Origin of the sequence: Campylobacter sp. BCW_4321, from assembly GCF_001763075.1 — a bacterium.
GTDB lineage: Bacteria > Campylobacterota > Campylobacteria > Campylobacterales > Campylobacteraceae > Campylobacter_D > Campylobacter_D jejuni.
Genome location: NZ_MJYA01000035.1, coordinates 114,607 through 132,584 on the forward strand (window position 1 = coordinate 114,607; position 17,978 = coordinate 132,584).

Here is a 17,978-nt window from a genome sequence, read left to right on the forward strand (position 1 = left end):
TTTTAAGAAAAATCCATTGATTTTTCTTAATTTTTATTTAAAAGTTGTACCACCATCAACGATGAAAGTATGTCCTGTCACCCAACTTGCCTTACTTGAACAAAGAAAAAGACATGCTCCAGCCAAATCTTCAGGCTGCCCCATGCGATTTAAAGGGCTTAAATTTATAGTAGCCTGTTTTACTTCTTCATAATTTGTAAAAGCTCTTAAAGCATCGGTTTCAATAGGCCCACCACTTACGACATTTACACGGATATTTTTTTCTCCAAGTTCAGTAGCTGCATATCTTGCCATAGCTTCTACAGCAGCTTTTGCTGTACCATGACCTGAATAATTTTCTATATACACTAAATTTCCTGTAGATGAAATAGAAATAATGCTTCCACCCCCTACTTTTTCCATCCTTTTAGCTGATTCTTGAGCTCCTACCACAAAAGCATTTACTGTGGCGGTAAAAATGTTATTAATTCCCTTTGGTTTTAACTTCATAAATTTAGTATAACCACCTACAACCGCACGTCCTGAAATGATAGCATTTGAGATAAAATAATCCACTCTATTAAAATCCACATCAATTTTTTCAAAAAGTTCTTTATAGGTTTCAGGTTCTAAGATATTAAATTCATAAGCTCTAGCTTTGATTTTATAATTTTTCTCCAAATCTTGCACCATTTCATCAGCAATTTGCGCATTAGAATTATAAGTAAAAGCTATATTTGCACCCACTTTAGCAAATTCATAAACTATAGCTTTGCCTATCCCGCGAGTTCCACCGCTGATTACTAAAGTTTTTCCTTGAAATTCTGTATTCATTAAAATCCTTTGATCTTATATTTTTTCATCACTTCTTCAATTTTAGCAAAATTTTCCTTATTTGGAGGACAAAGAGGAAGTCTAAACTCCAAACTTTCTATCAATCCAGCTATATACATAGCCGTTTTAATAGGAATAGGATTACTTTCACAAAATAAAATTTTATTGATATTATAAAGCTCATCATTGATTTTTTTAGCTTCTTTATAATTTTCATCTAAAGCAAAATGAGTTAAAGCGCTAATCATATCGGGTAATAAATTTGAAGTTACTGAAATCACTCCCTTTCCACCATTTGAAAGTATAGGATAATTGATCGCATCTTCTCCCGAAATAAGCATCATTCTAGGTTCATGCGCAAGCAAATCCACACACTTATCGATATTTCCACTCGCTTCTTTTACTCCATAAATATTTTCACAATCTCTAAAAAGCTTGATAATAGTATCTGTTGAAATTTCACAACCTGTTCTTCCTGGAACATTATATAAAAGCACAGGAATATCTACACTTTGTGCAATAGCCTTATAATGCTCGTAAAGTCCTTGTTGCGTAGGTTTATTATAATATGGCGCCACACTTAAAATCCCATCAGCACCATGTTCTTTAGCAAATTTAGCTAAATCCACTGCCTCATGAGTTGCATTACTTCCCGCACCTGCTAAAACCTTAACCTTAGTTCCTTTACAAGTCTCAACGGCTATCTCTATACAAGTTCTATGTTCTTCATGAGTTAAAGTTGCACTTTCTCCTGTTGTTCCTACTGGAACTACTGCATCGATGCCATTTTCTATTTGTCTTTTAATCAATCTTGCATAACTTTGCTCATCAACTTTTCCATTTTTAAATGGTGTAATAAGAGCAGTCATCGCCCCAATAATAATATTTTTATCCATTTGAATCCTTTCTTAGAATTACCGTAGTTGAATTTTCTTGAATAAAATATTTTTTAGCACAAGAAATCAAATCTTTTAATTCCAAATTTTGTATATCTTTCTCATAATCTAACAAAGGATTGATATCTCCTCTTGCTAGATATGAACCATAAATATTTGCCACTGCACTAGCATTGTTAAGTGAGAAAATAAAATCACTTTTAACATTATTTTTTACTCTTTGCAAATCTTTTTGAGAAATTTTACCCATTTTAAGTTTATCAATGATTTTTAAAAGCTCTTTTTCTACTTTTTCTGCATTAACATTGGGGTTACAATTACAAATAAAAATAAATAAATTTTCATCTATACAATCATTAACATAAGCATAATAATCATTGATTAAATTTAATTTATCAATCAAAATTTCACTCATTAAAGAACTTTTCCCACTTCCTAAAAGCTCAGATAAAGCATTTAAAGCAGGTATATCTTCGTGTTTGAAATTTGGAATTTTATAAGCAAGGGCTAATAGTTCAGTATCTGAGTTTTTATGCAAATATATTCTTTTTGCTCCATCTTGTTTAGGCTCTTTTGTGTGAATTTTAGGTATAGTCTTAGTATTTTTAATCTTCTCAAAATGTTTTTTTGAAAGCTCAAAAACTTCTTTACTTTCTATATCGCCACTTACAAGCAAAATCGCATTTTTAGGTTGATAGTAAATGCTGTGAAATTCTTTAATATCCTCAATACTCCAATTTTCTATATCCTTAAAAAAACCTATAGGAGTCCAATGATAAGGATGATACATAAATGCGTGATTAAAAAGTCTAAAATAAAGATATCCCAAAGGGTTATTATCTGTTCTCCATCTACGCTCTTCTAAAACCACTGCTCTTTCAGGCTGAAATTCTTCATCTTTTAAATTTAAATTCGCCATAAGTTCTGCAAAAAGCTCTAAAGCTTTATCTAAATTTTTCTTCGCACATTTAATATAATAATGAGTATAGTCAAAACCTGTGCTTGCATTATCCACACCACCAAAACCCTTAACAATCTCATCAAATTCGCCAGCTTTTAAATTTTTAGTACTTTTAAAATTTAAATGTTCTAGCATATGAGCTATGCCACTTTTTCCCATGATCTCATTTCTTGAACCCACTTTATAAAAAATATCAACGCTAATCACATCGCTATTTTTATTTACAGGCAAAGCATAAACTTCAAGCTTGTTTTTTAATTGAATTTTTTCATAAGCAATCATTTTAAATTTACCCCAACAGCTTCACTAATATGTAAAAAACCATCTTTTCTTAAAAGCTCTATAAGATTTTGATTGATATTTTTTACCAAAGAAGGACCTTTAAAAATCAAAGCTGTATAAACTTGCACCAAATTAGCCCCATTTTTAATACGCTCATAAGCAATATCAGCACTATCAATCCCTCCACTTGCAATAAGCAAGGTTTTACCAAAAAGAATCTTAGCTACTTCTTTGAAAAAAATACCACTTTTTTCCGTAATCAGCCTTCCGCTAATACCACCAAAAGTACGATTATTATCTAACAAGCTATAATCAACACTGGTATTGGCTAATATAAACCCATCTGCACCTTTTTTAATGGCATTTTCACATAAATTTAAAGCATCATCTATTTTCATATCAGGAGCAATTTTTATCAAAATAGGCTTAGAAGTGATTTTTTTGGCTTCTTCAAGCAAGGTATTTAAAAAATCATCATTTTGCAACTCTCTTAAATTTTTAGTATTAGGAGATGAGATATTAACGATAAAATAATCACACAAATCCTTAAAATCTCTAAACAAAGTAAAATAATCCTCCAAGGCTTTGTCATTTGGAGTGATTTTATTTTTCCCTATATTTACCCCTAAAGGCAAAACAAAAGGATAAGTTTTTGCAAGCCTTAAAGCAATCTTTTCAGCACCTTCGTTGTTAAAACCCATAGCATTTTGTATACTTTCTTGTTTTACAAGTCTAAATAGACGTGGCTTTTCATTGCCTTCTTGAGGTTTTGGAGTAAAAGTTCCCACTTCCAAAAAGCCAAATCCTAAAGCACTCAAAGGTCTTATCATGGTGGCATTTTTATCAAAGCCTCCTGCTAAACCTACAGGATTATTAAAATCAAGTCCAAGTAAATTTTGTCTTAAACTCTCATCATCAACTATATATTTGTGTGCTAAAAAACTTAAAGCTCCTGGAAAACTGGCACTTAAAGCTCTTAAGCTATATTCAACCAAAGCATGTGCATGCTCAGGGTTTAACTTAAAAAGTAAAGGTTTTATCATTTCATAAGCCATTTTTTAATCCTTTTTAAAATTCTAACTAAAATTAACTAAAGCTAGGCTTTGTTTTTTCTTTGCTTTTAAATTTTTGGTATAAAGAACAAGTTTGCAAAAGCTCTTCATCTTTACCTATTGCCAATACCTTGCCCTTATCCAATACTACTATTTTATCTGCATTTTCTATAGTGCTTAAACGATGTGCAACCACTAAAATCAATCTGTCTTGTTTTAAGTTTTCTATAGTTTTAACTATTGCTTTTTCACTTTCATTATCCAAAGCTGAAGTTGCTTCATCAAAAATAAGCACATCAGGATTTTTATATAAAGCTCTAGCGATTGCTATTCTTTGTTTTTGCCCTCCACTTAAGTTCTTACCATGTTCTTTTACTTCAGCCCAAATCCCGCCCATTTCTTTAACAAATTCATAGGCATTGGCCAATTTTAAAGCTTGGATAACTTTTTCTTCTTCTAACTCTTCGCTATAAGCAATATTTGCAGCAAAACTATCATTAAAAAGATAAATATTTTGTGTTACAAGTCCTATTTTAGCATGTAAGCTTTCTATGGTAAAAGTACTAATATCTTCTTGATTGAGTAAAATTTTACCTTTTTGCTTTTCATAAAAATACATCAAAAGATTAATAATAGAAGATTTACCACCCCCACTTGTCCCTACAAGAGCAAGCATTTGCCCTTTAACAAAATCAAAATTTACGCCTTTTAAAACACTTTTATGCGGGTTTTCATAAGCAAATTCAACATTTTCAAAGCTAATTTTTTCAATGTTTTTTAATTCTTTGCTTCCACCTTTAATTTGAGGTTCTAAATCCAATAAATAAAAAGTTCTTTCACTTGCCGCAACAGCACCTTGAAGTTTTCCATATAAAGACGAAAGACGCTTTAAAGGAGTATATATCGCAAAAAGTGCCGAAACAAAACTAATAAAACTTCCCACACTCATAGAACCATTGATAACCTCTCTACCCCCTACAATAATCACCACAGCAACCCCAACAGAGCCCATCATATCCATTAAAGGACTTGTAAGTGCATCAATACGTGCGGATTTTAGGTTTAATTTACATAAAGTATCATTATGCTTAGCAAATTTATCACTTTCTTTTTTTTCATTATCATTAGCTTTGATCAATTCAATATTTGAAAAAATTTCACCCAAATAAGAAAGTAAATCCGAATTTGTTTCTTGTATATTTCTTGCATATTTTTTAAGTTTTTTAGCAAACCACACCAAAGGGAAAATAGCTAAAGGCAAAATCACTAAAGCAAAAAAAGCCAAAGTAGGACTTTGATACAAGACTACCGCAAGCAGTCCTATAGCAGTTAAAAGCTCTCTAAAAAAATCAGGAATAATGTTTGATACTATGCTTTGAAGCGCATTAATATCATTAGTGCAACGACTTACAAGCTCCCCACTTCTATAGCGTTTAAAAAAATCCATATCCAAGCGTAAAATATTTTTTAAAACCCTAGCACGCAATACTCTTAACATATCTGTTCCTATAAAGGAAACATAAAAACTTTGCAAATAAGTTCCAAGATTTTTAAAAAAATACATCAATACTAGCAAAAAAGGCACTGTATAAAGTAAAGCTTCATTTTTTTCAACGAAAATATAATTTAAAATAGGCTCTAAAGCATAAAAACTTCCAGCAGTTCCTCCGCTTGCTAAAATCATACCAAAAATAGCTATAGCAAATTGCTTCCAATATCTTTTATAAAAGGGCTTAAAGCGTATTAAAACCTCTTTTAAATTCATCTCATTATGCATTTATTTTCTCCCAAATTGTTCCATTTGGAGTATCTAAAAGAGTGATTTTTTTATTACTTAGTTGTTCCCTTATTGCATCAGCTGTGTTAAAATCTTTGTTTTTCTTAGCCTCAGTTCGTTCTAAAATTAACTTTTCAATTTCTTCTCGTTCTTCTTTGCCTACACCCCATTGAAAATATAAAGTTGTATCCATAAAACCAAAGCCAAAAATTTTAGCTAGCTCACTTAAAGCTTTTTTGATATTTTGTTTTAAAATTTTATTTTTGCTTTCTTTATCCAACTCTAAATTTGCATTACTTATAAAATCATCCAAAAGAGCTAAGGCTTTAGAAATATTTAAATCATCATTTAAAATCTCTAAAATTTGCTTAGCAATTTCGCTTTTTATTTCAATATCATTTAAAACATCAAAATCAGAAATTTCACCTAAATCCAATCTTTTTTTAAGGCGATAAAATTTATCTAAACGTTTTTTAGCATTTTCTAAATCCGATAAAGAATAATTAAAATGAGATCTATAATGAGAACTCAAAAGATAAAATCTTAGAGCCTCGCCCATAAATTCTTTTAAAGCATCTTTTATGAAAAAACTATTATTTAAACTTTTACTCATTTTTTCACCATCGATTTTTACAAAACCATTGTGAAGCCAAATATTTGCTAATTTTCTCTTACATCCACAACGACATTGCGCAGCCTCATTTTCATGATGAGGAAAAAGCAAATCTATCCCTCCAGCATGTATATCAAGAGTATTTTCAAAAATAGAATCAATCATAGCAACACATTCAGTATGCCAACCCGGACGCCCTTTGCCAAATTCACTTTCGTAAAAATTTTCATCAAATTTCCAAAGCACAAAATCGCTTTCATTTCTTTTTTGCACTTCATTACTTAAACGAGAGATATTTTCTTCTAAATTGCGATTTGATAGGCTTAAATATTTTTCATCTTTACTTGCATCAAAATAAATTCCATCTTCTAGAGTATAAACAAACCCATCCTTGGCAAGCTTTTTAATCAAATCAAGCATAGCTGTTATATAATGCGTTGCACGAGGCTTAAAATCGGGATCTAATACATTTAAAGCCCTCATATTCTCTTCATAACTTTTGATGTAAAATTCCGTAATTTCCTCTAAAGTTTGACCACTTTGAGCCATTTTTTTTAAGATTTTATCATCAATATCTGTGTAATTTCTAGCAAATTTTACCCTATTGCCCTGAGCAAGTAAAACCCTACGCAAAAGATCAAAGCAAACACTACTTCTTGCATGTCCTAAATGTGCATCATCATAAACCGTAGGTCCGCATAAGTAAATACTAATATCTTTTTTATCAAGTTTTATTTTCTCTTTTGCTACACTGTCTAATAATCTCATTAAAAAACTCCTTTAAAACTTGTAAAAATTCCTATAAAAAAACTTAAAATATAAGGTTTAATCAAAATAAGTAAGATTGTAAAAACAATCAAAGCAACTATAACCAACAAGCAAATTTTAATAGATATTAAAGCAAAAAATTTCTTAAAACCAAATTCTTTGATATTAGCTCCAAGCAAATAAAAAGCACTAATAGAGCTTGAAAGTGCTACTGCAATAACCTTTAAACTTTCATCTTTAATCAAAAATATAAAAGCCATAGAACATAAAGCACTGATAATTAAAGATTTTACCGCGATCCAAGCTGCTGTTTTTTGTTTAAATTTTGCATAAAGCCACAAAGAAAAAAGCTTTTGCAAACCAAAAGGTAAAAGCCCTATAAGATAAGCAATCAAAACATAAGCCGTAATTACACTATCTTCGTGAGTGAAATTTCCTCTTTCAAATAAAAGTTTTGAAATTTCCAAAGCAAACACAGAACCTACAATACTAGAAGCAATAAGCAAAATGCTTAAAAGCGCTAATGCTCTTTGCATAAATTTTAAGGCTAAATTTTCTTGACCACTTTTTAAATGTTTTAAAATTTTTGGAAAAGAAACTTGAGTTAAAGCGATAGCAAAAAGTGCAAGGGGGAGTTGGAATACACGATTTGCATAATAAAGATAAGAAATACTCCCGCTCATTAAAAAACTAGCTATGGTTGTATCAAGCAATGAGCTAAATTGAGTCGCAGAAGAACCTAAAACTCCATGAAAAAAATTGCCATAAAAACCTTGTAATTTCGCCTTGGCTTTTTTAAATTTTATACTTAAAGCCATAGCACGGATTACAGGATTGTTTTTTAAAACAAGCAAATGTAAAATAAGCTGTGCCACCCCGCTTAAAACCGTTGCATAAGAAAAATAATAAAGTGTATTTTGCGGTGCATTTTTATCCACAAAAAAGGCAGCTATAACAATACTTAAGTTAAATAATGCCGCAGAAAAAGAGGTAATGAAAAATTTTTGTCTATAATTTAAAATAGCTCCTAAAAAAGTAACTAAAAAAATAAAAAACAAATACCAAAAATTAATCGCCACTAAAGGAGCCGCTAAAGCTATAGTATCTGCGTTAAACCCAAAAGCAAAAAGCTTAGTAAAAAAAGAGGAGAAAAAACTTACCAAAAGACAAAATAAAAAAACTATAAGGCTAAATTGCATCATTACACTAACACAAAAAGCTCCTTTTTTTTTCGCTTTTACAAAATTAGGCAAAAAACTTTGTCCAAAAGCCCCTTCTGCAAAAATTCTTCTAAAAAAAGCAGGCATTTTTAAAGCCACAAAAAAAATATCACTATAAAGCCCTGCTCCTAAAAAAAGCGCTATTAAAACATCTCTAGCAAGCCCTAAAATTCTTGAAAATAAAATTCCTAAAGCATTGATAATAAAATTTTTAAATACTAAACTCTTCATTAAATTTTTTCATAAATTTCAAAATATAAAGAGAATTATTTTAACTAAAATTGATTAAAAATTGACTATAATTACATTCTTAATTTTTTACAAGGGGAAAGTTTTGGCTTTGGATGAAAAAATTATTGCCTATACAGAAAATCCAGCTCGAGAGCTTTTAAGCGTAGCTTCACGAACAAACCTTAGCTTAAATGAGCTTGATTTTAGTTTATTGGCATTTTCTACACAATATCGTTTTGGAGATTTAGAATGGGAAAAAATCTCTGAAAAAGAATTAACTCTTTTTGATAAAGATGAATTTTTTTTAAAAAATGATCTTCAAATCAAGCAAGAATACAAAATAGAAATTTTCCATGGTATAAACCAAAGCAAAGCATTTCAAGCAGTCAAACTAGTTGCAAATAAAAATTTAACCAAAATAGTTGCTCAAATTGATTTTACAAATTTAGACTTTCATGAAAAACTAGCACTAGAACTTTTGCAAAATATTTATAAAAAGATGTTGAAACTTAAATTTTTAATAGGTATCCGCATTTTTGATTTTAAGAAAAATTTAATGTCTTTTTGCAACCAACATAAAAACACCCCTTTAAATAAAACTATACAAATTACCGTTGCACAAGGTATTGATCCTATAGAAAGTCAAGACGAATCTCTAATCTTGACTTATAAAGAAAAAACCAAAAACTACACTATCGATGAAAAACGCTCAGGTATTATTGCTGTTGATGAAAATGAAGTTGTTTTAAAACACACCAAATTTAAACAAGGTAAAGAAGGAAAAGACTTAAATTTACACACCTTAAAAGTTTTAGCCGCAAATGAAAATAAAGTTAAATTTTCTTGTTCTTCGGCTTTTAAACAAGTAGAGCAAGATGGATACACAGAATATATAGCCTTAAAAAAAGGTTATGTAGTACAAGATGGTGAAAATTTTGATATCGCCAATGAACTAGATTTTAATGGGGTGGATTTTAAAAATATAGGGATTATAAGAGCTGGACTAGACAAAAATGTCAAAATCAATATAAAATTTCTTTCAGAAGTAAAAGATGCTGTAAATTCTGGCGTTGGGATAGAATGTGAAGAATTAAATGTAGTCGGAAGCATAGGAAGCAACACTCAACTTAATGCCACTAAAATGAAAATTGAAGGCACTACACACTCTAAAGCCAAAATTCAAGCCAAACAAGCCTATATAAAAACTCATAGAGGATTTGCAGAAGCCGAAATTTTAAATATAGATTTGCTCGAAGGGGGAACAATCAAAGCCAAAGAAGTGAGAATTAAAAAAAGTTTAGGTGGAAGTATACAAGCTGATAAAATCTATATAGAAAATTTAGAAAGTAATAATTCTTGTGTGTTTTTTGAAAACACCACAATAGAACGCATTAACGGGGATAACAATAAATTTCATGCTAAAATTAAAACTCTTGATAAAAATTATGATGAAGAATTTGCGATTTTAGGAGAGCAAATTTCTAAGTTAAATCATAAAATAAATAAAATAAGACAATACATTTTATCAAGTAAAAATGGAATTTTAAGCGTTGAAAAAAAGATAACAGAACTTAAAAATCAAGGTCAAAATGTTCCTGTACAATACGAAAAAGCCCTAAAAGATTTCTCTTTACAAAATCTTGAATTAAATAAACTACAAAATGAAGAAAAAGAACTTCTTGAACGCAAAAAATCTTTACAATTAGAATTAATCAATTTACAAAAAATGCTTTTTGAAGCAACTTTTATAAATAAAAGTGGCAAATGGACTGATATGAATGAGATCAAATTTTCACTTCTAGAGCCTAAAGAAGATATTTTTTACTCTTCATTTGTTAATGAAAGTGCTAAATTTATAGGTATTAAAAAAGTCATACAAAACAACCAAGAAAGTATAGAAATACATAAAAAATTAGATTATGAAGAAAAGGATATAGCATGGTTGTCGGCATCGAAGGAATAATCACAAAAAAAGAACCTGCTTTTATCATTGTTAAATGCGCTAGTGGTTTAAGCTATGGGATATTTATTTCGCTTTTTTGTTCTGCTAAAATTCAAACTCAAGAAAAGCATGAGTTTTTTATCACTCAAATCATCAAAGAAGATTCTAATAAATTTTATGGCTTCTTGGATAAAGATGAACAAAAAATGTTCGAAATGCTTTTAAAAGTCAATGGAGTGGGTGCAAATACTGCTATGGCGGTATGCTCTAGTCTTGATGTAAATTCTTTTTACAAGGCGTTAAGTTTGGGCGATGAAAGTGTGCTTAAAAAAGTACCTGGCATAGGTCCAAAAAGTGCAAAACGCATTATAGTAGAACTTTCTGACACAAAAACCAAACTTGAAAGTGTAAGCGATGATAAAAGCGAAGCCTTAGCCGCACTTCTTACTCTAGGCTTTAAACAAGAAAAAATCATAAGTGTTTTAGCAAGTGCTCAAGCAACAGGCACAAGCGAACTCATCAAAGAAGCTCTTAAAAAACTAGGATAAAGGAATAAAATGAAATTTGCAATACTTTTTGGCGGAAATTCTTATGAACATGAGATCAGTATAGTAAGTGCTGTAGTGCTTAAAAAAGTTATCAATCAAAATTTAGAATTTATTTTTTGCGATGAAGAAAGAAGATTTTATCATATTCCAAGTGAAAAAATGAATTCTAAAACTTTTAGCACTAAAGCTTATAAAAAAGAAAAAGAACTCTTCATCAAACAAGGAGGTTTTTTTAGCAAAGGTTTTTTAAAAGAAAATAAACTAGAGTGCGAATGCGTGATCAATCTTATCCATGGTAGAGATGGAGAAGATGGAAAAATTGCGGCTTTATTTGAGTTTTATTCTATTAAATTTATAGGACCTAGGCTTGAAGCTAGTGTATTATCTTTTAACAAAGAACTTACCAAACTTTATGCCAAAAGCGTTGGAGTAAAAACACTTGATTATACCATGCTAAGAAAAAATCAAAACTCTAAAGAAAAGCTTAGTTTTCCTTGCATTATCAAACCTGCAAGACTTGGAAGTAGTATAGGTATTAGCATAGTAAAAGATGAAAAAGATTTAGAATACGCCAAAGATGTAGGTTTTGAATTTGATAATGATCTTGTAGTAGAAGAATTTAAAAACAATATCAAAGAATACAATCTTGCAGGATGTATGATCAATGATGGGTTTGTTTTTTCCATCATAGAAGAGCCAAAGAAAAAAGAATTTTTAGACTTTGAACAAAAATATCTTAGCTTTTCAGGACGCAATGAGCTTATAGAAGCGGATTTAAGCGAAGAATTAAAAGAAAAACTCAAAGATAGCTTTAAAAAGATTTACAATCCTTTGTTTAAAGGTGCTTTAATACGCTGCGATTTTTTTATACTGGATAATGAAGTATATTTAAATGAAATCAACCCAAATCCTGGTTCTTTGGCTAATTATCTTTTTAAAGATTTTAATACCACTTTAAACGCTTTAGCTGATCAAATTTCACTTGAAAAAATGATAAAAATCAACTACAACTTCCTTCACTCCATCAACGGACAAAAAGGAAAATTATAAGCTTTTAAGTCAAAATACGCTAAATTATACATAAAATTTAGCGTATTTTAGGAAGAAAAATGCTCTCTTTTAAACAAGATGAAATTTACACTGCCACCGAGGTGGTAAGAAATTTTAGCCCCATTATGGAAAAACTCAAAAAAAGTGAAAGTGGAAAAATAGTTATTTTAAAAAATAACAAATTTGAAGCTGTAATGCTTAGTATGAAGGAATTTGAACGCTTACAAAACGCCATGCAACTTTTAGAAAATATCTACAAAAATCAAAAGGCTTAAAATGGCTCAAACTCAACTTTCTTATAAAAACAAAACTTATCAAATTTCTTATGAAATTTTAGGTGATCTTTCCTTACCGCAAATACTTATCTTACACGGCTGGGGAGCTGATAAAGAACTTATGAAGCAAAGTTTTTGTCCTTTTTTAAAAGATTTTTGTCAAATTTATATGGATTTAGCAGGTTTTGGAAATTCAAGTGTGGAAGAAATTTTAAACACTCAAGATTATGCCAATATCACAGAACTTTTTTTAAAACAAAAAAAACTCAATATCTGTTTTTTCATGGGGCATTCTTTTGGCGGAAAAGTAAGTACCCTACTCGCAAAAGAAAAAGACATCCTAATCTTACTTTCAAGTGCGGGAATTTTGGCTAAAAAATCCCTAAAAGTGCGTTTTAAAATCCGTATTTTTAAAATTTTAAAACTCTTTGGTTTGGGAAAATTTTATCGCTATTTTGCTAGTAAAGATGGAGCAAATCTTAGTCCTATGATGTATGAAACCTTTAAAAAGGTTGTTGATGAGGATTTTAGTGAAATTTTTGCCAAGCAAAAGGCTAAAAGTTTGATTTTTTGGGGAAAAAGCGATGAAGCTACGCCTTTATATTGTGGCGAGAAAATGCATCAATTTTTAAAAAATAGCACTTTTTATCCTTTAGAGGGGGATCATTTTTTCTTTTTAAAACATTCTGCTTTCATAGCTCAAAAAATTAAGGAAATTTAAATGCTTATCAATACTCTTTATTTTATTAATTCTTTATTTTTTAATTTTTGTATAGCTTTTTATCTTATGAGTGCTTTACAATGGTATTCTTATAAATTTAAACGCGTGTTTTTTCATTATCATAAACCTTTGTGGCATTTGTATTTTTTATTTATTCCTTATTTTTTATTCTTAGCTTTTCCTTTATACTCTTTGGCATATTTTGCATTGTTCCATGCTCCAATTTTGTATTTTTGGAACAAAGGTATAGATAAAAAGCTTGTTTTTACAAGCAAGGTTAAATGGTTTTTTGTTTTTGTTTTTGTTTATAATGCTATTTTTGCTATACTTGCTTTGCGTTTTTCTTTTCTTTTTAATCTTTTTAGCCTTCCTTTTGCTTTATTGAGTCTTAAAATTTATGAGTTTTTTACAAATTTATATTATAAAAAACAAGCCAAAACCAAACTAAGAGCCAATGAAAATTTAAAAATCATACTCATTACCGCAAGTTTTGGAAAAACAAGTATTAAAAATTTTCTATACGAACTTTTAAAAGATGACTTTAAAAGCTACAAAACACCACGCTCTGTCAATACCTTGCTAGGTATAGTTGCTGATATTAATACCAATTTAAGCCAAGATACTCAAATTTACATAGCTGAAGCAGGCGCTAGACTTAAAGGCGATATCGATGAAATCACGCGTTTTTTACAACCTCACATCAGCATAGTAGGAGAGATAGGCAATGCACATTTAGAGTATTTTAAAAGTGTTGAAAATATCCGCTCAACCAAACTTGAAGCCTTAAATTCCAAAAGACTAGAAAAGGCTTTTTTACACTCTAGCGCCCAAAAAGAAGAAGATAAACTCATTAGCCTTTATGATGATAAATTAAGTCTTATTCATTCAAGTCTTGAAGGTTTAGAATTTAGGGTAAATATAGAAAATAAATCCTATGATTTTAAAAGTCAAATTTTAGGGAATTTTAACGCGCAAAATCTTTGTGTTTGTATACTTTGTGCTCATTATCTTGGCATAAAGCTAGAAAAAATTCAAAAGCAAGTTTTAAATATAAACTCCGTAGAACATCGCTTGCAAGTGCTTTCAAGAGAGCCTAAATTTATCATAGATGATGGTTTTAATGGAAATTTTAAAGGTATGAGCACAAGCTATAAACTTTGTAAAAGCTATAAAGGACGAAAAGTTTTAGTAAGTCCTGGTATAGTGGAAGTAAGCGAAGAAGAAAATATAAAACTTGCTAAAATCATCAATGAGTGTTTTGATCTTGTTATCATTAGCGCACAAATCAATGCTGAAATTTTCAAAAAAGAGTTAAAAATAAAAACCATTATACTTAAAGAAAAGAGTCAGCTAGTTCAAACTCTGGCTAAAGAAACAAAAAACGGAGATTTAATACTCTTTTCAAACGATGCGCCTAGCTTTATGTGATTCGCATAAGTATTTGCAAATGTCATCATTTTTAATTTGACTTCGTGCAAATACTTCTTTAAACCCTAGTTTGTCCTATAAGATTATTTAATCTATCCATTATAGATCCAACATAAGAATTTATACTTTCACTACTTGCTTTCCAGCCATTGGCAATGGCTTGTTTAATTTCAGCATCTAAAGCCCAATTACCCATAGCAGATTCTTTAGGAATGTTATTTTCATACATATAAAGTTGCCCTTCTAATTTTCCATTTTTACTAGCTAGATATTTAAATAGACTTGCAAAATCTACTTTACCTGTCATAATATCACCTATATCTACACTAGTAGTTGAAAAACTCTCTTTAGCCATAGCTGTATTGTAAGCTTCTACTTTTGGATTAAGTGTGGTTTTTAGACTCTCAACAGGTTGTCCACCTTGAGATTTTAAAAAACTCATAAACAAAGTTTCTTTAGAATAGCTTCCATCTTCATTTTGTGGATAAACTGACATATCAGGATTAAACTGCCAATCTTCACCTTTAGAAACATTTTTGATTTCTTCTAAGGATAAACCTAAAGTTTTAGGCAATAATCCATCAATCATATATCCAGAATCAGCCCAAAGATCATCGGCTTCTTTTGCTTGTTCAGGGGTTTTATAAACATTTGAAATTAAAGAATTTGAAAAATCTTTTAAACCTGTAATATTCATTCTATTGCTTGGATCATTAAAGTCCATCCATTGCGTTCCACTTACACCATAACCACTAGGCATAGAATTTATATCTGCTTCACTAAAACTTGTTTTATCATTTGGAAAACTTTGACCTAAAGCATTAGAAAAAAGATTATAATATTGTTTTATGGTTTCAGCCATATCTATATTAGTATAATACTCGCTTACGCCTAAGTATTCTTTTGTACTTGAAACAACAGGATCATTTTCGGCAGCTTTTTTAATCTCATCCAAAGTAGATTTATGTATCTTAAAATCTTCAGGAAGTCCTGCAGCTTTGTTAAAATCACTTCCCATATAACCATCTTTATCTACACTATAACCATAGGCTGTATTATTACTTATATCTGCTTGTTTGTATTTTAGAGTATAAATAGAGTTTTTAAATTCACTTGATATATCATAATTAGGAGAACTTGTCTTACTACTTATACTAAAATTAGTATTATTGCTAGTATTTGTTGTATTAGTAGAATTTAATATTTCACTTCTTGCTAGAGTTTGTGAATTTTTACTTTCTATATCACTTAACTTGCTGGCATTTTGTTTTAAAAAAGCATTAGCAAAACTTATTTTAGAATTTTCTTTACTTTCTTTATTAGCTTTACTTTGTGAAAGTATAGAATTATAGTTCGAGTTATCATTGATGCTAAAGATACTCATATTAATTCCTTAATTTAGATTTTTCTGCCTTCAACCTAAATATATTAAAATAATATAAGCAAGATCTGTTCCGTTTTGGAGTGAAAAGAAAATATTTATCACACCAAAGGTAAGGTAAAATAAAAATTCTTAGGATCGCTTTGAAAACTTAACTCTCCCTTATGAGCGTTTATGATTTCTTTAGAAAGAGACAAGCCAAGCCCATTGCCTTTAAGTTTTGTTGTTTTAAAAGCTTCAAAAACCAATTTCTCATCTTTTATTTCACAACCATTATCATACACTCTGATGCATATTTTTTCATTATCACAACTTGCTAAAATTTTAATCATAGGCTTTTCACATTCGCTTTCTTCTATTGCATCAATAGCATTATAAATCAAATTTTGCAAAACCAAACCAAGAAGAGCTTTATCAGCACAAATCTGCTTATTCAAAAAAGATATTTCAAAGTCTATTTGAGAAGTAAAATTATAAGAGTTAATGGCGCTTTCACACTCTTCTTTTAACTCTAAAAGATTAAAATTTAAAGCATTGATGTGCACACCCTTAGTAAAAAGTAAAGTTGAATTTACGATACGCTCTACTCTGGCAATAGCCTTTTGGATTTCAAGAACTATATGCTTATTTTTAAGCTCACTACGAGCAAAAAGGGTTGAAGCAAGTAAAGATATAGATCCAATAGGATTTCTTATCTCATGTGCCAAATGAGCCGCTACACTACCCATGCTTGCAAGCCTTTCATTGCGTTTTTCATCGCTAATATCTGTAGCTGAAACTATAGTTTTTTCATTATGTGCTATGATTTTTACCGCATAAAACCTACCTTCAAATTCAAGCTCATCACGAATTTTATCAAGACTAATGATACTAAGTAATTTTGGATTTTTCAAGGCTTCTTGATTTTGTAAAATAATATTTTTTTCTTTATCTAAAATCCAAAGCGCACTAGGCAATACCTCTATAATCTCATCAACCATTGCACGTAAGGAATTATAGTTTTCATTTAAAGTTTTGTATTCATTTTCTATTACATAAGTTTGTTCTATAAGACTTTCTAAGCCTTTTTGTAGGGTTTCTTTTTCATTTGAGTCTAAACTTTTTAAAATACTTTCATTCATTTATCATTCCTCTAATAAAATCTTAAAATCATTCAAATCAAATAAAAGCAAATTCTGTTCGCATATTTTATCAAATTCCTTGCTAAAACCATTTTTTGAGATTATAATATAATAATTTGGAGCCAAATTTAAAGACTTTGCTTTTGATTTTAAAAGATTTAAAATATTTTTACAAATTTTTTTATTTTTAAATTTAACTTCTCCGACAAAACACAAATTTTCATCTTGATAATAAAGATCAAGTTCTAAATTCTTATCCCAGTAACTTTGCACTCCATTGATATTGAATTTTTTCTCAAGCAATTCTCTAGAAAGCTGTTCAAAACAAAAACTTTGATAAAGTTCAAATTTTTCTTTAATGCATTCTAAAACTTCTTTATAACGATTTTGTAAAATAAGCTTTTCATTGGGCTTTAAAAAATAAAAAAAGAAACGAGTAAAATGATTGCTAAATATAATCTTATCTTGGACAACATAAGATCTTAGTTCTTTTTTGATTTTTTGTCTTTTATCTTTTATTTTTTTAGCTTCCTTACTATACTCAAGTTTTATTATACCTGTTTCTAAAAGATATTTAAGTGTAGATAAAGCTTTAAAATGCTGAATTTTTCTATTGATAGAAAAACGCTTGCGATTGTTTTTAGCTAGTAAAGTAAGAGCGTAAGAACTTGTTTCATCCAAGGCAAAATAACTTTTGATTTTTAGATAATCATCAAGCAAAATTCGCTCTATATTTACAAATACATCGTCTTCAAAATTTAAAATGTTTAATTTTTCAAAACCTTCAAACACACTATAAAAATCAAAAAGCTTACTTAAAGATAAATTCTTATGCAAATCTACAAAGTTCTTAAATTTTATATTTTTCCTTTTATAAAGCATTTTTATAGTATAATTTT

Annotated in this window: 16 protein-coding genes; 6 read left to right on the forward strand and 10 right to left on the reverse strand. The window is 29.6% G+C overall.

Features of this window, described 5'->3' with window-relative positions; translation table 11 throughout:
- Window positions 1-33: 33 nt before the first annotated feature.
- From AJN58_RS05635 to murJ, 7 genes are read right to left on the reverse strand one after another with little or no spacing between them, the layout of a single operon-like run.
- On the reverse strand, window positions 34-813 hold the full coding sequence (locus AJN58_RS05635) for an enoyl-ACP reductase (protein WP_070278348.1): 780 nt from the start codon (window positions 811-813) through the stop codon (window positions 34-36).
- A complete protein-coding gene (dapA, locus tag AJN58_RS05640) occupies window positions 813-1,709 on the reverse strand; it encodes a 4-hydroxy-tetrahydrodipicolinate synthase (protein ID WP_070275152.1) in 897 nt (298 codons plus the stop codon). The genes AJN58_RS05635 and dapA overlap by 1 nt, the downstream gene beginning before the upstream one ends.
- Window positions 1,702-2,952, reverse strand: coding sequence for a M16 family metallopeptidase (locus AJN58_RS05645; protein ID WP_070278352.1), 1,251 nt, complete (start codon window positions 2,950-2,952; stop codon window positions 1,702-1,704). The genes dapA and AJN58_RS05645 overlap by 8 nt, the downstream gene beginning before the upstream one ends.
- Window positions 2,949-4,007 (reverse strand): quinone-dependent dihydroorotate dehydrogenase, encoded by a 1,059-nt coding sequence (locus AJN58_RS05650; protein ID WP_002872967.1) that lies wholly within the window; start codon window positions 4,005-4,007, stop codon window positions 2,949-2,951. Before AJN58_RS05650 ends, AJN58_RS05645 begins: the two co-directional genes overlap by 4 nt.
- Before the next feature lie 31 nt (window positions 4,008-4,038).
- On the reverse strand, window positions 4,039-5,781 hold the full coding sequence (locus AJN58_RS05655; RefSeq protein WP_002881145.1) for an ABC transporter ATP-binding protein: 1,743 nt from the start codon (window positions 5,779-5,781) through the stop codon (window positions 4,039-4,041).
- Window positions 5,774-7,162 (reverse strand): cysteine--tRNA ligase, encoded by a 1,389-nt coding sequence (gene cysS, locus AJN58_RS05660; protein ID WP_070278354.1) that lies wholly within the window; start codon window positions 7,160-7,162, stop codon window positions 5,774-5,776. Before cysS ends, AJN58_RS05655 begins: the two co-directional genes overlap by 8 nt.
- On the reverse strand, window positions 7,162-8,613 hold the full coding sequence (gene murJ, locus AJN58_RS05665) for a murein biosynthesis integral membrane protein MurJ (protein ID WP_002856935.1): 1,452 nt from the start codon (window positions 8,611-8,613) through the stop codon (window positions 7,162-7,164). Before murJ ends, cysS begins: the two co-directional genes overlap by 1 nt.
- Window positions 8,614-8,716: 103 nt before the next feature.
- On the opposite strand from murJ, the gene AJN58_RS05670 reads away from it, so the two are divergent.
- The 6 genes from AJN58_RS05670 to AJN58_RS05695 are packed head-to-tail and all read left to right on the forward strand — an operon-like array spanning window position 8,717 to window position 14,577.
- Window positions 8,717-10,576 (forward strand): flagellar assembly protein A, encoded by a 1,860-nt coding sequence (locus tag AJN58_RS05670; RefSeq protein WP_070287139.1) that lies wholly within the window; start codon window positions 8,717-8,719, stop codon window positions 10,574-10,576.
- On the forward strand, window positions 10,552-11,103 hold the full coding sequence (ruvA, locus tag AJN58_RS05675) for a Holliday junction branch migration protein RuvA (RefSeq protein WP_070275157.1): 552 nt from the start codon (window positions 10,552-10,554) through the stop codon (window positions 11,101-11,103). The genes AJN58_RS05670 and ruvA overlap by 25 nt, the downstream gene beginning before the upstream one ends.
- Before the next feature lie 9 nt (window positions 11,104-11,112).
- Window positions 11,113-12,153: a D-alanine--D-alanine ligase gene (locus AJN58_RS05680; protein WP_070275158.1), complete on the forward strand. Its 1,041-nt coding sequence runs from the start codon at window positions 11,113-11,115 to the stop codon at window positions 12,151-12,153.
- 59 nt (window positions 12,154-12,212) lie between these two features.
- A complete protein-coding gene (locus AJN58_RS05685; RefSeq protein WP_002852622.1) occupies window positions 12,213-12,428 on the forward strand; it encodes a type II toxin-antitoxin system Phd/YefM family antitoxin in 216 nt (71 codons plus the stop codon).
- A 1-nt stretch (window position 12,429) separates the two neighbouring features.
- On the forward strand, window positions 12,430-13,149 hold the full coding sequence (locus tag AJN58_RS05690) for an alpha/beta fold hydrolase (protein WP_052949979.1): 720 nt from the start codon (window positions 12,430-12,432) through the stop codon (window positions 13,147-13,149).
- Window positions 13,150-14,577: a Mur ligase family protein gene (locus AJN58_RS05695; RefSeq protein WP_070278358.1), complete on the forward strand. Its 1,428-nt coding sequence runs from the start codon at window positions 13,150-13,152 to the stop codon at window positions 14,575-14,577.
- 58 nt (window positions 14,578-14,635) lie between these two features.
- On the opposite strand, the gene AJN58_RS05700 is transcribed toward AJN58_RS05695, so the two are convergent.
- From AJN58_RS05700 to AJN58_RS05710, 3 genes are all read right to left on the reverse strand, one after another.
- Window positions 14,636-15,961: a Cj0814 family flagellar-dependent secreted protein gene (locus AJN58_RS05700; protein WP_070287140.1), complete on the reverse strand. Its 1,326-nt coding sequence runs from the start codon at window positions 15,959-15,961 to the stop codon at window positions 14,636-14,638.
- A 98-nt stretch (window positions 15,962-16,059) separates the two neighbouring features.
- A complete protein-coding gene (gene flgS, locus AJN58_RS05705) occupies window positions 16,060-17,079 on the reverse strand; it encodes a fla regulon two-component system sensor histidine kinase FlgS (protein ID WP_032582703.1) in 1,020 nt (339 codons plus the stop codon).
- A 3-nt stretch (window positions 17,080-17,082) separates the two neighbouring features.
- Window positions 17,083-17,961, reverse strand: a complete 879-nt coding sequence (locus tag AJN58_RS05710) for a DUF234 domain-containing protein (protein WP_044794322.1) — start codon at window positions 17,959-17,961, stop codon at window positions 17,083-17,085.
- Window positions 17,962-17,978 lie beyond the last annotated feature (17 nt).

Bases quoted from the DNA above. Each gene is read 5' to 3' on its own strand.
- AJN58_RS05635 (WP_070278348.1), bottom strand. From the start codon at position 813: ATGAATACAGAATTTCAAGGAAAAACTTTAGTAATCAGCGGTGGAACT.
- dapA (WP_070275152.1), bottom strand. From the start codon at position 1,709: ATGGATAAAAATATTATTATTGGGGCGATGACTGCTCTTATTACACCA.
- AJN58_RS05645 (WP_070278352.1), bottom strand. From the start codon at position 2,952: ATGATTGCTTATGAAAAAATTCAATTAAAAAACAAGCTTGAAGTTTAT.
- AJN58_RS05650 (WP_002872967.1), bottom strand. From the start codon at position 4,007: ATGGCTTATGAAATGATAAAACCTTTACTTTTTAAGTTAAACCCTGAG.
- AJN58_RS05655 (WP_002881145.1), bottom strand. From the start codon at position 5,781: ATGCATAATGAGATGAATTTAAAAGAGGTTTTAATACGCTTTAAGCCC.
- cysS (WP_070278354.1), bottom strand. From the start codon at position 7,162: ATGAGATTATTAGACAGTGTAGCAAAAGAGAAAATAAAACTTGATAAA.
- murJ (WP_002856935.1), bottom strand. From the start codon at position 8,613: ATGAAGAGTTTAGTATTTAAAAATTTTATTATCAATGCTTTAGGAATT.
- ruvA (WP_070275157.1), top strand. From the start codon at position 10,552: ATGGTTGTCGGCATCGAAGGAATAATCACAAAAAAAGAACCTGCTTTT.
- AJN58_RS05680 (WP_070275158.1), top strand. From the start codon at position 11,113: ATGAAATTTGCAATACTTTTTGGCGGAAATTCTTATGAACATGAGATC.
- AJN58_RS05685 (WP_002852622.1), top strand. From the start codon at position 12,213: ATGCTCTCTTTTAAACAAGATGAAATTTACACTGCCACCGAGGTGGTA.
- AJN58_RS05690 (WP_052949979.1), top strand. From the start codon at position 12,430: ATGGCTCAAACTCAACTTTCTTATAAAAACAAAACTTATCAAATTTCT.
- AJN58_RS05695 (WP_070278358.1), top strand. From the start codon at position 13,150: ATGCTTATCAATACTCTTTATTTTATTAATTCTTTATTTTTTAATTTT.
- AJN58_RS05700 (WP_070287140.1), bottom strand. From the start codon at position 15,961: ATGAGTATCTTTAGCATCAATGATAACTCGAACTATAATTCTATACTT.
- flgS (WP_032582703.1), bottom strand. From the start codon at position 17,079: ATGAATGAAAGTATTTTAAAAAGTTTAGACTCAAATGAAAAAGAAACC.
- AJN58_RS05710 (WP_044794322.1), bottom strand. From the start codon at position 17,961: ATGCTTTATAAAAGGAAAAATATAAAATTTAAGAACTTTGTAGATTTG.